Below are 15,224 nucleotides of genomic sequence, written 5' to 3' on the forward strand. Positions count from 1 at the left end.
CGGATCCGGCGGCGTCAGGCGAGGACGCGCGCGAGCTCCCTCACCAGGGGCTCGCGCAGGCCGGGCGCCTCCACCCGCTCCACGCGGACGTCCGTGCAGTTCACCCAGGTCGCCGCCTCGATCAGGGCCTGGGCGACGGCCGGGACCGCCTTCGCGTCGTCCAGGGTGACCTGCTTGGCCACCAGCGTGGCGCCCTCGCGGGCCGGATCGACACGCCCGACCAGCCGGCCACCCGCGAGCACCGGCATCGCGAAGTAGCCGTACACCCGTTTGGGCTTGGGGACGTAGGCCTCCAGGCGGTGGGTGAAGCCGAAGATCCGCTCCGTGCGCGCCCGCTCCCAGATCAGCGAGTCGAACGGCGACAGCAGCGTGGTGCGGTGCCGGCCGCGGGGCGGTGTCGCCAGGGCCACGGGATCGGCCCAGGCGGGCTTGCCCCAGCCCTCGACCTCGACCGGGACCAGGCCCGAGTCGGCGATCACCGCGTCGACCTGCTCGCCCTTGAGCCGGTGGTAGTCGGCGATGTCCGCGCGCGTGCCGACACCGAGGGACTCACCGGCCAGCCGGACCAGCCGGCGCAGGCACTCGGCGTCGTCCAGCTCGTCGTGCAGCAGCGCCTGCGGGACCGCGCGCTCGGCCAGGTCGTACAACCGCTTCCAGCCGCGCCGCTCGACGCAGACCACCTCGCCGTACATCAGCGCCCGCTCCACGGCGACCTTGGTGCCCGACCAGTCCCACCAGTCGCTGGTCTTCTTCGCGCCGCCCAGCTCCGTGGCGGTCAGCGGGCCCTCCGCGCGCAACTGCTTGACGACCTGGTCGTAGGCGCCGTCGGGCAGTTCGTGGTTCCAGTGCGGGCGGTTGCGGTAGGCGCGGCGGCGGAAGGCGAAGTGCGGCCACTCCTCGATGGGCAGGATGCACGCCGCGTGGGACCAGTACTCGAAGGCGTGCGCGTCCTTCCAGTACGCGGACTCGACCGTCTTGCGGGCGACCGCGCCGAGCCGGGCGTACGGCACCAGTTCGTGGGACCGGGCGAGCACCGAGATCGTGTCGAGCTGGACCGCGCCGAGGTGGCGCAGCACCCCGCGGACACCCGCCCGCCGGTCGGGGGCGCCGAGGAAACCCTGGGCGCGCAGGACGATACGTCGGGCGTCGTCCGCGGTGAGGCTGGTGGTGGGGCGCGGCAGGGTCGTCATGCCTCGGACGATAGAGGCTGCCTCTGACAGTCCGCGGTGAGCTGGGCTTTCACCCGGCGCCGGCCCGCGGTCGGGGATGGGCGGGCAGGTACGGAGCCGTCGACGGCAGGCCCAGGTCCGAGGGGAGCAGGGAGCCGACCCAGCAGTCGCGGCGTACCCCTTTGTTGTTGATGCCGGAGCGCAGGGTGCCCTCGACGGTGAAGCCCGAGCGTTCGGCCACCGCGCGGGAGGCGTGGTTGCCGACCTCGGCGCGCCACTCGACGCGGTCGACGCCGACCGCGGTGAAGATCCAGCGGCAGGCGGCGAGGGTGGCCTCGGTGACATAGCCGCGGCCGCGGTGTTCGCGGGCCGCCCAGAAACCGAGCTCGGCCGTGCCCAGCGAGTGCATCGTGAGGCCGAGCATGCCGGCCAGTTCTCCGCCGGGCAGGAAGACGCCGAAGGTGAGGGCCGAGCCCTGCGACCAGCCGTCGGGGACCAACTGCTCGGTGAAACTCCGGGCGTGCTCCCGCAGATAGGGCGAGGGGATCGTCGTCCAGCGCTGGATGTCGGGGTCCTGCGCGGCCCGGTGCACCGCCTCGGTGTCGTCCGGTCCGACGGTGCGCAGCAGGAGGCGGTCGGTGGTGAGGATGACGGGTTCCATCGGCCGATTCTGCGCGGGGTGCCCACGCGGGACCATCGGTTTTCGCGATCCGTGAGGGGGCGGTCACAGTTCGTGCAATTCCTCGGGCGGATGCGGCACTATCCGCCGCGCCCGCCCGTTGTCCTGGGTGAAGCAGCCGTCGGGCCGCCAGGCCTCCCGACGCAGCCGGGTCCTCGCATACGATGGCGGTTGCTCAGTACGTCAAGGAAAACCGACCGTCCCAGGCCCGACCGGCAAGGAGACCAGCCCCCGTGTCCGTCCTCTCGAAGATCATGCGTGCAGGCGAAGGCAAGATCCTGCGCAAGCTGCACCGCATCGCGGACCAGGTCAACTCCATCGAAGAGGACTTCGTAGGCCTCTCCGACGCCGAGCTGCGAGCCCTCACCGAGGAGTACAAGCAGCGCTACGCCGACGGCGAGACCCTGGACGACCTGCTCCCCGAGGCGTTCGCCACCGTCCGCGAGGCCGCCAAGCGCGTCCTCGGCCAGCGTCACTACGACGTGCAGCTGATGGGCGGCGCCGCGCTCCACCTCGGATACGTCGCGGAGATGAAGACCGGTGAGGGCAAGACCCTCGTCGGCACGCTGCCCGCTTACCTGAACGCCCTGTCCGGAGACGGCGTCCACCTCATCACGGTCAACGACTACCTGGCCGAGCGCGACTCCGAGATGATGGGCCGGGTCCACAAGTTCCTGGGCCTCGACGTCGGCTGCATCCTCGCCAACATGACGCCGGCTCAGCGCCGCGAGCAGTACGCGTGCGACATCACGTACGGCACGAACAACGAGTTCGGCTTCGACTACCTGCGCGACAACATGGCGTGGTCGCAGGACGAGCTGGTGCAGCGCGGCCACAACTTCGCCATCGTCGACGAGGTCGACTCCATCCTCATCGACGAGGCGCGTACGCCGCTCATCATCTCCGGCCCCGCCGACCAGGCCACCAAGTGGTACGGCGACTTCGCCAAGCTGGTCGTCCGCCTCAAGCGCGGCGAGGCGGGCAACCCGCTCAAGGGCCTCGAGGAGACCGGCGACTACGACGTCGACGAGAAGAAGCGCACGGTCGCCATCCACGAGTCCGGTGTCGGCAAGGTCGAGGACTGGCTGGGCATCGACAACCTCTACGAGTCGGTGAACACCCCGCTCGTGGGTTACCTGAACAACGCCATCAAGGCCAAGGAACTCTTCAAGAAGGACAAGGACTACGTCGTCATCGACGGCGAGGTCATGATCGTCGACGAGCACACCGGCCGTATCCTCGCCGGCCGCCGCTACAACGAGGGCATGCACCAGGCGATCGAGGCGAAGGAAGGGGTGGACATCAAGGATGAGAACCAGACGCTCGCCACGATCACCCTGCAGAACTTCTTCCGCCTCTACTCGAAGCTCTCCGGCATGACCGGTACGGCGATGACCGAGGCCGCCGAGTTCCACCAGATCTACAAGCTCGGTGTGGTCCCGATCCCGACGAACAAGCCGATGGTCCGCAAGGACCAGTCGGACCTGATCTACCGCACCGAGGTGGCCAAGTTCGAGGCGGTCGTCGACGACATCGCCGAGAAGCACGAGAAGGGCCAGCCGATCCTGGTCGGCACGACCTCCGTCGAGAAGTCGGAGTACCTCTCGCAGCAGCTCAGCAAGCGCGGCATCCAGCACGAGGTGCTCAACGCCAAGCAGCACGAGCGCGAGGCCTCGATCGTCGCCCAGGCCGGCCGCAAGGGCGCCGTGACCGTCGCCACCAACATGGCCGGCCGCGGTACGGACATCAAGCTCGGCGGCAACCCCGAGGACCTCGCCGAGGCGGAGCTGCGCCAGCGCGGCCTCGACCCCGAGGAGCACATCGAGGAGTGGGCCGCGGCGCTGCCCGCCGCGATGGACAAGGCCGAGCAGGCGGTCAAGGCCGAGAAGGACGAGGTCGAGGACCTCGGCGGGCTCTACGTGCTGGGCACCGAGCGGCACGAGTCGCGGCGCATCGACAACCAGCTGCGCGGTCGTTCGGGCCGTCAGGGCGACCCGGGCGAGTCCCGCTTCTACCTCTCCCTCGGTGACGACCTGATGCGTCTGTTCAAGGCGCAGATGGTCGAGCGCGTGATGTCGATGGCGAACGTGCCGGACGACGTGCCGATCGAGAACAAGATGGTCACCCGCGCGATCGCGTCCGCGCAGTCGCAGGTCGAGACGCAGAACTTCGAGACCCGCAAGAACGTCCTGAAGTACGACGAGGTCCTCAACCGCCAGCGTGAGGTCATCTACGGCGAGCGCCGCCGCGTCCTGGAGGGCGAGGACCTGCAGGAGCAGATCCATCACTTCATGGACGACACGATCGACGCGTACATCGACGCGGAGACCGCCGAGGGCTTCTCCGAGGACTGGGACCTGGACCGGCTGTGGGGCGCCTTCAGGCAGCTGTACCCGGTGAAGGTCACCATCGAGGAGCTGGAGGAGGCGGCCGGTGACCGTGCCGGCCTGACCGCCGAGTTCATCTCCGAGTCCATCAAGGAAGACATCCACGAGCAGTACGAGGCCCGTGAGGGTCAGCTCGGCTCCGAGATCATGCGTGAGCTGGAGCGCCGGGTCGTGCTGTCGGTCCTGGACCGCAAGTGGCGTGAGCACCTCTACGAGATGGACTACCTCCAGGAGGGCATCGGCCTGCGCGCGATGGCGCAGAAGGACCCGCTGGTCGAGTACCAGCGCGAGGGCTTCGACATGTTCACCGCCATGATGGACGGCATCAAGGAGGAGTCCGTCGGCTACCTGTTCAACCTGGAGGTCCAGGTCGAGCAGCAGGTCGAGGAGGTCCCGGTCGAGGAGGCCGAGGCGGTCGGCGAGGGCCTTCAGGACGCGGTGCCGGCGCAGGCGGGCGCGCGTCCCGAGATCCGGGCCAAGGGGCTGGACGTGCCGCAGCGGCGCGACCTGCACTTCTCGGCGCCGACGGTGGACGGCGAGGGTGGCATCGTCGAGCGTGACCTGGAGGACGACGAGCCGGTGCGGTCCGAGTCGGACGGGCTCACGCGCGCGGAGCGCCGTCGCCAGGCCAAGGGCGGCCGCCGCCGCAAGAAGTAGGGGCCGGGGAAGCAGCGGCAGCCCGCGGCGTTTCAGCCATTGAGCAGGGCCGGGTCTCCTTCGGGGGCCCGGCCCTGCTGCTCGTCCGCTCCGCCGCCGGGGGCGACCGCCCGCGGCTAGGCGGGCCTCGGGCCCGTCTCCACCGCCGTGCAGCGCCAGCGGAGGTCCTTGCCCTGTTCCAGGCGGAAGGCCAGGGCGCGCAGACGCCCGCCGGCGGCGATACGGGCGAAGGCCTCGATGGCGCCGGTGCGCGGGACGAAGTAGCCGATGTCGTGGACGACGGGCCGCCCGCCGCGGGTGCGCAGCGGGCCGAGCGCGGCGAGGCGGGCCAGGTCGTCGTAGGCGTGGCCCGCGGTGTGCCGGAGCATCCAGTGGACGGGGCGCTGACCGCTCAGGACGGCCAGCAGGCGCTCCGCGAAGAGGTCCGTGGGACGTGGCTGCCGTACGGCGGCCGCGGGCGGCGTGGGAGCCGTGTCCGGACGCGCGGCCGTACGCGTCGTGCTCCTGGCGGGCGAGCGGGGCGGGGAGCCGGCGGGACGGCGGGTGTCGTGCCGGGTCGGCGGGCGGTGACGCGGGCGGGGCCGGGCGGCGGTGCGGCTCATGACCTTGTTCATGGGGGTCCCCGTTCGGCGGGCCCGGTCCATACCGGGCGGTAACAAGCTGTCGGGGGATCTTGTACGGGGGTGGGGGAGTGGTCGGCAAAAAAGTCTGTGCGGGGCGCGGGAGCCTGGAAGGTTCACCTATCCGAGTGGCCGGGCGGCCCGGCGGGCCCGTGTCCTGGCGGCGGCACCGGGTGAAGGGGGAGGCATGGGGTGGACGCCGTCCGGAGGGTGGGGACGGGCTCGAAAGGGGACGGACGCACGTATCCTGAAGGCCCTCCGGGAGGCGTGCCAGCCGGGTCCCCGGGGCCTCAGCGAAGCCTTCAGGAAAGAGCTGCCAGCCATGCGCGTCTACGTCCCCCTGACCCTCCCCGGTCTCGCCGAGGCGCACAGGACGGGTGAGCTGGGGAGCGGCCCCTTCGCCGCGTACGCCGTCACCCCCGCGCTGCGCGAGTGGTACTCCTCCGAGGACACCGAGGAACTGGAGTACGCGGCGCTCGGCAGGGCGGCGCTGGCCTCGCTGCGGCTGCTCGCGGCCGAGCCGGGCGCGGTGCGACGCCGGGTCGTGGTCGCGGTGGACGTGCCCGACGGCGCCGTCACCGCCGGCCCGGACCGCAGTGCCGATCCGGCCGCGCTCGGCGAGGTCACCGTGACGCCGACGGTGCCACTCGCCAAGGCGGCCGCGGTGCACGTGGACGCGGACGACGCGGAGACGGACGTCGCCGCGGCGGCGGAGGCGCTGGAGGCGGCCGAGGGCGGCGACGACGACGCGCAGCCCGCTGTGGACGGCGCGGACGACCACGAGCTGCTCTGGTACGCCACGCAGGAGATCCCCAGCCTGGTCCGACCGGCCTGACCTGGGAGGCCGCACCGCCTGTCGGTGCCGGCGGGTACGGTCTTGGACATGGGGATGCAGGCAAGCGCGCACATCGTCTGGGACTGGAACGGCACCCTGTTCCACGACAACGACGCGATCATCGGCGCGACCAACGCGGCCTTTGCGGAGCTGGGGCTCCCGCCGATCACGCTGGAGCAGTACCGCTCGCTGTACTGCGTGCCGGTGCCGAAGTTCTACGAGCGGTTGCTCGGCCGGCTGCCGACCGACGCCGAGTGGGAGCTGATGGACGGCGTGTTCCACCGGTACTACGCCGAGCACCGGGTGCGCTGCGGGCTCACGGCGGGGGCGGCCGAGCTGCTCGCGGGGTGGCGGTCGTCGGGGCGCAGCCAGTCGCTGCTGAGCATGTACGGTCACGCCGAGTTGGTGCCGCTGGTGCGGGGCTTCGGGATCGAGGCGCATTTCCTGCGGGTCGACGGGCGGACGGGGCCGTCGGGCGGGAGCAAGTCCGAGCACATGGTGCGGCATCTCGAGGCGCTGACCGGTGTGGCGGACCCGGCGCGCACGGTGGTGATCGGGGACGCGGCGGACGACGCCGTCGCGGCGAGGCACGTGGGGGCGCGGGCGGTGCTGTACACCGGGGGGTCGCACAGCCGGGCGAGCCTGGAGTCGGTCGGCGTGCCGGTCGTGGACACGCTGGAGGAAGCGGTGGCGGAGGCTCAGCGGATCGCGTAGGCCTGCCGGCGGGTGCGGGAGGTCCGTACACGGCCTGTGCCGCTCGGCGGGATGGTTGCTGCGCCTGAGCCCGTCGTGGCGGGGCTGCTCGGTGCCCGGTGCCTGTCCCCGGGCGGGTGACGGTTCGCCTGCGCTGTGGCTGGGCGAGGGACGGTTCGCTTGCCCGCGCTCGCGGGGTGCCGCTGCGCCCACCCGTGCCGCCCCGAGCGGCACGACTGCCCGCAGCGGCGGCACGCCGGCCGCCGGGTGGGCGCCGGCCCAGCGGCACGACTGCCCGCGGCCAGGTCAGGCGGAGGCCTGCGGGTGGGCGCCGAGCCCAGGGGTGCGACGGCCCGCCCCGCCGGTCGCCGCCCGCTCAGTTCGCCGGGGCCTTGGCGCGGAGTACTGTCAGGAACTCTCGCATCCAGGCCGGGTGGTCCGGCCAGGCACGGGCGGAGACGAGGGTGCCGTCGACGACCGCCTCGGCGTCCTGGAAGCCCGCGCCGGCCGCCTGCATGTCGAGTTCCAGGGCGGGGTAGGCCGTGACCCGGCGCCCGCGCAGGCTGTCGATCGCGGCGGTGAGCAGCGGCCCGTGGCAGATCTGGGCGACCGGCTTGTCGGAGTCGAAGAACGCCTTGAGGATCTTGCGCAGTTCGGGGTCGTTGCGGAGGTACTCGGGAGCCCGGCCGCCCGGGATGACGAGGGCCGCGTACTCGCCGGGGTCGACCTCGGAGAAGGCGAGGTCGGCGGGCCAGGTGTAGCCGGGTTTCTCGGTGTAGGTGTCGAAACCGGGCTCGAAGTCGTGCACGACGAAGCGGAGGGTCTTGCGGGTGGGGGCCGCGATGTGGACCTCGTAGCCCTCCTCGCGCAGGCGCTGGTAGGGGTAGAGGACTTCCAGGGACTCCGCTGCGTCTCCGGTGACGATGAGGATCTTCGCGGGCATGTCGGCTCCTCCGAGGCAGACTCCGGGACGGCCGCACCGTCCGCGCCGCCCTGGGCAACGTGCCTCCGCCGGGCTTGCTTGCCAAGGGGGCCCGTCGTTTTCAGGGTGCGGCTGTGGATAGCGGAACGCGACCGGTCGGGCGACTCCGGCCGACCGGATACGCCAAGGGTCCCCGTCCCGGCGCTGTGCAGAACGTCAAAGTTCCCCCCTCGGTTTTGTACACATACGGCTCATGACGGGTCCGGGGTGAGGAGCGATAGCCTTATGGCGTGATCAGCGCGATATCTCGCGGGGACCTCCGTGTCCCTGCCCTGCGCCCGGGTTGCACGGAACACCTCCGTGACCGGGCGGCGGTCGCTGGTCTTCGCGGGCGGGACGGAGGCATGGACGCCTCCCGGAAGCCGAGGACACCCCTGGACACGGCGGCGCCACGACAGGCGTCTCAGCCGTCGGATCTGTCGAGAATGGCCGAATACCCCCCGCTCCTCTCACCTCGCGGCATAGCGTCGGAACCGACCGGACACCCCGGGACGTGGCGTCGTGTCGCAGGGAAAGAGACCGTACTTCCTTCTACGTCACGCAACGGCGCGCGACAGGAGTCAGAGGACAATGCAGACCAAGCTGGACGAAGCCAAGGCCGAGCTGCTCGAGAGGGCCGCCCGGGTAGCTGAGAACAGCCCGGTCGGGGGGCACCTACCGACCGGGACGACGAACGAGGGCGCTCCCGGCACCCCGGACAGCGAATCCGTGCTCACGTTCCTCCAGCGCTACTACCTGCACACCGCGCCGGAAGACCTCGCCGACCGCGACCCGGTCGACGCCTTCGGCGCAGCGCTCTCGCACTACCGGCTCGCCGAGAACCGCCCGCAGGGCACCGCGAACGTCCGGGTGCACACCCCGACCGTCGAGGAGAACGGGTGGACCTGCAGCCACACCGTGGTGGAGGTCGTCACCGACGACATGCCCTTCCTCGTCGACTCGGTCACCAATGAGCTGACCCGGCAGGGGCGCGGCATCCACGTCGTGATCCACCCGCAGTTCGTCGTCCGGCGCGACGTCACCGGCAAGTTGATCGAGGTCCTGCCGACCCCGGCCACCGGTGACCTCCCGCACGACGCGCACGTCGAGTCCTGGATCCACGTCGAGATCGACCGGGAGACCGACCGCGCCGACCTGAAGCAGATCTCCCTCGACCTGCTGCGCGTCCTGTCCGACGTCCGTGAGGCCGTCGAGGACTGGGAGAAGATGCGGGACACGGCGATCCGGATCGCCGACGGCCTGGAGGGCGAGCCCGCCCCCGGCGACCTGGCGAAGCCCGAGATCGAAGAAGCCCGCGAGCTGCTGCGCTGGCTGTCCGACGACCACTTCACGTTCCTCGGCTACCGCGAGTACCAGCTGCGCGAGGACGACACGCTCGCCGCCGTGGCCGGCACCGGTCTCGGCATACTGCGTTCGGACCCGCACCACGCCGAGGACGAGCAGCACCCGGTCAGCCCCTCCTTCGAGCGGCTGCCCGCCGACGCCCGGGCCAAGGCCCGCGAGCACAAACTGCTGGTGCTGACCAAGGCCAACAGCCGCGCCACCGTGCACCGGCCGTCGTACCTGGACTACATCGGCGTCAAGAAGTTCGACGCGGACGGCAACGTCGTCGGCGAGCGCCGCTTCCTCGGCCTGTTCTCCTCCGCCGCGTACACCGAGTCCGTGCGCCGGGTCCCGGTGATCCGCCGCAAGGTCGACGAGGTGCTGGCGCGCGCCGGGTTCTCGCCCCACAGCCACGACGGCCGCGACCTGCTCCAGATCCTGGAGACCTACCCGCGCGACGAGCTGTTCCAGACTCCGGCCGCGGAGCTCCAGGCCATCGCGACGAGCGTCCTCTACCTCCAGGAGCGCCGCCGGCTGCGGCTGTACCTGCGCCAGGACGAGTACGGCCGCTACTACTCGGCCCTCGTCTACCTGCCGCGCGACCGCTACACCACGGGTGTCCGCCTGCGGATCATCGACATCCTGAAGGAGGAGCTCGGCGGCATCAGCGTCGACTTCACGGCCTGGAACACCGAGTCGATCCTGTCCCGGCTGCACTTCGTCGTCCGCGTCCCGCAGGGCACCGAGCTGCCCCAGCTGTCCGACGCCGACAAGGAGCGCATCGAGACCCGCCTGGTGGAGGCGGCCCGCTCCTGGACCGACGCGTTCGCCGAGGCGCTGACCGCCGAGTGCGGCGAGGAGCACGCGGCCGAGGTGCTGCGCCGCTACAACCACTCCTTCCCCGAGGGGTACAAGGCCGACCACTCGCCGCGCGCCGCGGTGGCCGACCTCGTCCACCTGGAGCAGCTGAGCGAGGACAAGACCTTCTCGCTGAGCCTGTACGAGCCGGTGGGTGCCGCGCCCGACGAGCGCCGTTTCAAGATCTACCAGAAGGGCGGCACGGTCTCCCTCTCCAAGGTCCTGCCGGTGCTCAGCATGCTGGGTGTCGAGGTGACCGACGAGCGGCCGTACGAGCTGCGCTGCGCGGACCGCACCACCGCCTGGATCTACGACTTCGGTCTGCGCATGCCGAAGTCGCTCGGCGGCGGCAACGGCGACTACCTCGGCGACGACGGCCGTGAGCGGTTCCAGGAGGCGTTCGCCGCGACCTGGACCGGCAAGGCGGAGAACGACGGCTTCAACGCCCTGGTGCTGAGCGCCGGTCTGACCTGGCGGCAGGCGATGGTGCTGCGTGCCTACGCCAAGTACCTGCGGCAGGCCGGTTCGACGTTCTCGCAGGACTACATGGAGGACACCCTCCGCGACAACGTCCACACCACACGGCTCCTCGTCTCCCTGTTCGAGGCGCGGATGTCCCCGGAGCGGCAGAAGGCCGGCCTGGAGCTGATCGACGCCCTCCTCGAAGAGGTCGACGCGGCCCTGGACCAGGTGGCGAGCCTGGACGAGGACCGCATCCTGCGGTCCTTCCTGACCGTCATCAAGGCGACCCTGCGCACGAACTTCTTCCAGGAGACGCTCGGCGCCAAGCCGCACGACTACGTCTCCATGAAGTTCGACCCGCAGGCCATCCCGGACCTGCCGGCCCCGCGCCCGGCGTACGAGATCTGGGTGTACTCGCCGCGCGTCGAAGGCGTGCACCTGCGCTTCGGCAAGGTCGCCCGAGGCGGTCTGCGCTGGTCCGACCGGCGCGAGGACTTCCGCACGGAGATCCTCGGCCTGGTCAAGGCGCAGATGGTGAAGAACACGGTCATCGTGCCGGTCGGCGCCAAGGGCGGCTTCGTCGCCAAGCAGCTGCCGGACCCGGCCGTGGACCGCGACGCCTGGCTGGCCGAGGGCATCGCCAGCTACAAGACGTTCATCTCGGCGCTGCTCGACATCACCGACAACATGGTGGCCGGCGAGGTCGTGCCGCCGCAGGACGTGGTCCGGCACGACGGCGACGACACCTACCTGGTGGTCGCCGCCGACAAGGGCACCGCGACCTTCTCGGACATCGCCAACGGCGTCGCCGAGAAGTACAACTTCTGGCTCGGTGACGCCTTCGCCTCCGGCGGCTCGGCCGGTTACGACCACAAGGGCATGGGCATCACCGCGCGCGGCGCCTGGGAGTCCGTGAAGCGGCACTTCCGCGAGCTGGGCGTGGACACGCAGAGCGAGGACTTCACGGTCGTCGGCATCGGCGACATGTCCGGTGACGTGTTCGGCAACGGCATGCTGCTCTCGGAGCACATCCGCCTGGTCGCCGCCTTCGACCACCGGCACATCTTCATCGACCCGAACCCGGACGCGGCCACCTCCTACGCCGAGCGTCGCCGCCTGTTCGAGCTGCCCCGCTCCAGCTGGGCCGACTACGACACGGCGCTGCTGTCGGCGGGCGGCGGGATCTTCCCGCGCAGTGCCAAGGCGATCACGCTGAACGCGCACATCCGGGATGCTCTGGGCATCGAGGAGAAGATCTCCAAGATGACCCCGGCCGACCTGATGAAGGCGATCCTCGAGGCGCCGGTCGACCTCCTGTGGAACGGCGGCATCGGCACGTACGTGAAGTCCTCGACGGAGTCGAACGCGGACGTCGGCGACAAGGCCAACGACGCCATCCGCGTCGACGGCGCCGACCTGCGCGTCAAGGTCGTCGGCGAGGGCGGCAACCTGGGCCTGACCCAGCTCGGCCGCATCGAGTTCGCGACGCACGGCGGGAAGATCAACACCGACGCCATCGACAACAGCGCCGGCGTGGACACCTCCGACCACGAGGTGAACATCAAGATCCTGCTGAACGGCCTCGTCGCCGAGGGCGACATGACCGTGAAGCAGCGCAACAAGCTGCTCGCCGAGATGACCGACGAGGTCGGCGCGCTGGTCCTGCGCAACAACTACGCGCAGAACACCGCCCTCGCCAACGCGCTCCTGCAGGCCAAGGACATGCTCCACGCCCAGCAGCGGTTCATCCGCCACCTGGTGCGCGAGGGCCACCTGGACCGGGCGCTGGAGTTCCTGCCGAGCGACCGGCAGATCCGCGAGCGCCTCGGCCAGGGCCACGGCCTGACCGGCCCCGAGACGGCCGTCGTGCTGGCGTACACGAAGATCACGGTCGCCGAGGAACTGCTGCACACCTCCCTGCCGGACGACCCGTACCTGCGCACCCTGCTGCACGCGTACTTCCCGACCGCGCTGCGCGAGCGGTTCGCCGAGGCCATCGACAACCACCCGCTGCGCCGTGAGATCACCACGACCGTGCTGGTCAACGACACGGTCAACACGGGCGGTACGACATACCTGCACCGTCTGCGCGAGGAGACAGGCGCCTCGCTGGAGGAGATCGTCCGCGCCCAGACCGTGGCCCGCACGATCTTCTGCTCCGCACCGGTGTGGGACGCGGTGGAGGCTCTGGACAACACGGTCGACGCGGCCGTCCAGACCCGCATCCGGCTGCACTCGCGCCGGCTGGTCGAGCGCGGCACCCGCTGGCTGCTCAACAACCGGCCGCAGCCGCTGCAGCTCGCCGAGACGGTCGAGTTCTTCGCGGAGCGGGTCCAGCAGGTCTGGCAGCAGCTGCCGAAGCTGCTGAAGGGCGCGGACCTGGAGTGGTACCAGCACGTGTACGACGAGCTGTCCGCGGCCGGCGTGCCGGACGAGGTGGCCACCCGGGTGGCCGGGTTCTCCTCCGCCTTCCCGGCGCTCGACATCGTCTCGGTGGCCGACCGCATGGGCAAGGAGCCGCTCGACGTCGCGGAGATCTACTACGACCTCGCCGACCGGCTGCACATCACCCAGCTGATGGACCGCATCATCGAGCTGCCCCGTGCCGACCGCTGGCAGTCCATGGCCCGCGCCTCCATCCGTGAGGACCTGTACGCGGCCCACGCGGCGCTCACTGCGGACGTCTTCGCCGTCGGCAACGGCGCCTCGTCGCCCGAGCAGCGGTTCACGGCGTGGGAGCAGAAGAACACGGCCATCCTGGGCCGGGCGCGCACGACCCTGGACGAGATCCGCGGTTCGGACTCGTTCGACCTCGCCAACCTGTCGGTGGCGATGCGCACGATGCGGACGCTGCTGCGCACGCACTCGTAGCCGTACGGCACGCAGGCGCCCCGGGCACATCGCGGCCCGGGGCGCCTTCTTTCTTGCCCGCTCCTCGCCGGCTCCTTGCCGGGGACGGGCGGTGAATTTACCGTTTCCTGCTGGTGGGTCCGATTCGGATAGGGTCTGCGGTGTGACACCGAACCCCGTCGAGACATGCCCGCAGGATGCGTCCCGCGCCGTCTGACCTGGAGCCGGTGAGCCGGACAGCGCCCGCGAACGGCACCGCGCGGGCCGGCCGGTCACTGCCTCAGGTCGCCGCCGCGCTCGTCCTGGTGCTGCTGCTCCTGGTGATCGTCCGCCTGCCGTGGGCGGGCGACCTCGGCATGCACGCGGCCACGGTCCAGCGGCTGCGGCACAGTCTCCTGGACCCCGGCAACCCGCTGGTCGACGCCGACACACCGAGTCCGTACTACTCGCCGTGGATGCTGGTGCTCGGCGCTCTGGCCAGGCTCACGGGTCTGTCGGTGTTCGTCGTGCTGCGCATCGGCGCGCTCGTCGGACTCGGGCTGCTGGTCACGGGTGTCCTGCGGTACGTCCGCACCCTGAGTTCCCACCGGGCCGCGCCCCCGCTGGCGTTGCTGAGCCTGCTCCTCCTGTGGGGCCCGCTGCTGTTCGAATGGAGCGGCTTCCTCGGCCTGAACTCCCTGGCGCTGACGGTGTCGTACCCGAGTGTCCTCGCGCTGGGGCTCGGGTTCCACTTCTGGGCGTGGCTGACGCGCGCGGTGCGCGGGACGGCGGCGTGGGGGACCTGGGTGGCGCTCGGTGTGCTGTGGGCCCTGATCCTGCTGTGCCACCAGTTCACCGGCGTCGTGGCGTCGCTGGGCGCGGCGGCCGTGGTGCTCGCGGCGCGGCCCGCGCGGGCGGTGCTGCCGGGCCTGGGAGCCGCGCTCGCCTCGGGGCTGGTCGTGCTGTGGCTGTGGCCCTGTTACGACTTCTTCGCCCTGTTCTCCGCCGGGGCGGACCTGGAGGCGATCCACCGGCCGCTGTACCAGCACCTGGCCGCGCGGTTCGGGCTGGTGCTGCTCGGCGTGGTGGCCCTGGCGTGCCGCGCGCGCCGCGACCGCCGGGATCCCCTGGTGCTGTTCTTCGCGCTCGGTGTGCTGGTGTTCGCCGCGGGCGGGCTGACCGGCCACTACTCGTGGGGCCGTGCCCTGCCCGCGGCACTGATCCCGGCCCAGCTGGCGGCCGCGCTGGAGACGGTGTCGGCCGGGCGGCGGGCGGTGCGGGCCGGGTGGGCGTGCGTGCTGGGCGCGGCGCTGGCGGTCGGGGCGTGGACGCAGGCCGGGACGCTCGGGTACGTCGTCCCGCGGGACCGGCTGCCCGCCGCGGTCGCCGCGAAGTACCGGACGCCGTGGGCCGGTTACCAGTGGATCATGCGGGCGGGCGTGCGGTACGGGGACGTGGTGATGGCGCGCACGTTCCCGGCGCGGCAGATCCCCGCGTACGGGCCGTACACGGTGGCGCCCGGCTATCCGGACGTGTTCCTCGCGGACGCGGACCGGAGGGCGGCGGCGGTCTCCCGGTACTTCGGCGGGTCCCCCGCGGAACGGCGCGGGATCGCACGGGAGTACGGGGTGCGGTGGGTGGTGGGACCGGAGAGCCTCGCCGGGCCCGGCCTGCGGAAGGTCACCGCGGGCCCGGGCGGCCAGGTCCTGTACCGCGTGGTGCCCTGAGCG

The 15,224-nt window shown here is 71.2% G+C and carries 9 protein-coding genes; 5 read left to right on the top strand and 4 right to left on the bottom strand.

Annotated elements, in window-relative coordinates:
* Positions 1-14: 14 nt before the first annotated feature.
* Both BLW57_RS23525 and BLW57_RS23530 read right to left on the bottom strand, forming a co-directional pair.
* Complete coding sequence (locus BLW57_RS23525; protein ID WP_093477197.1) at positions 15-1,190, bottom strand: winged helix-turn-helix domain-containing protein; 1,176 nt, start codon at positions 1,188-1,190, stop codon at positions 15-17.
* 49 nt (positions 1,191-1,239) lie between these two features.
* A complete protein-coding gene (locus BLW57_RS23530) occupies positions 1,240-1,830 on the bottom strand; it encodes a GNAT family N-acetyltransferase (RefSeq protein ID WP_093477198.1) in 591 nt (196 codons plus the stop codon).
* Positions 1,831-2,081: 251 nt separating this feature from the next.
* On the opposite strand from BLW57_RS23530, the gene secA reads away from it, so the two are divergent.
* Positions 2,082-4,892, top strand: coding sequence for a preprotein translocase subunit SecA (gene secA / locus BLW57_RS23535; RefSeq protein ID WP_093477200.1), 2,811 nt, complete (start codon positions 2,082-2,084; stop codon positions 4,890-4,892).
* 116 nt (positions 4,893-5,008) lie between these two features.
* Here secA and BLW57_RS23540 read toward each other — a convergent pair whose 3' ends face one another.
* Positions 5,009-5,506: an Rv3235 family protein gene (locus tag BLW57_RS23540; RefSeq protein ID WP_093477202.1), complete on the bottom strand. Its 498-nt coding sequence runs from the start codon at positions 5,504-5,506 to the stop codon at positions 5,009-5,011.
* A 328-nt stretch (positions 5,507-5,834) separates the two neighbouring features.
* Between BLW57_RS23540 and BLW57_RS23545 the strand changes: the two genes are divergently transcribed.
* Together BLW57_RS23545 and BLW57_RS23550 are read left to right on the top strand one after the other, a co-directional pair.
* Entirely contained in the window at positions 5,835-6,347 is a 513-nt protein-coding gene (locus tag BLW57_RS23545; protein ID WP_093477205.1) for a DUF6912 family protein, read from the top strand.
* Between the two features lie 48 nt (positions 6,348-6,395).
* Positions 6,396-7,061 (top strand): HAD family hydrolase, encoded by a 666-nt coding sequence (locus BLW57_RS23550; protein WP_093477207.1) that lies wholly within the window; start codon positions 6,396-6,398, stop codon positions 7,059-7,061.
* A 355-nt stretch (positions 7,062-7,416) separates the two neighbouring features.
* Here the strand turns inward: BLW57_RS23550 and BLW57_RS23555 are convergent, their stop codons facing one another.
* Positions 7,417-7,983, bottom strand: a complete 567-nt coding sequence (locus BLW57_RS23555; RefSeq protein ID WP_093477210.1) for a DJ-1/PfpI family protein — start codon at positions 7,981-7,983, stop codon at positions 7,417-7,419.
* A 609-nt stretch (positions 7,984-8,592) separates the two neighbouring features.
* On the opposite strand from BLW57_RS23555, the gene BLW57_RS23560 reads away from it, so the two are divergent.
* Positions 8,593-13,536: an NAD-glutamate dehydrogenase gene (locus tag BLW57_RS23560; RefSeq protein WP_093477212.1), complete on the top strand. Its 4,944-nt coding sequence runs from the start codon at positions 8,593-8,595 to the stop codon at positions 13,534-13,536.
* 176 nt (positions 13,537-13,712) lie between these two features.
* A complete protein-coding gene (locus tag BLW57_RS23565) occupies positions 13,713-15,221 on the top strand; it encodes a hypothetical protein (RefSeq protein ID WP_256339562.1) in 1,509 nt (502 codons plus the stop codon).
* Positions 15,222-15,224: the final 3 nt, after the last annotated feature.

The sequence above is a fragment of the Streptomyces sp. 1222.5 genome, assembly GCF_900105245.1.
Taxonomy (GTDB): domain Bacteria; phylum Actinomycetota; class Actinomycetes; order Streptomycetales; family Streptomycetaceae; genus Streptomyces; species Streptomyces albidocamelliae.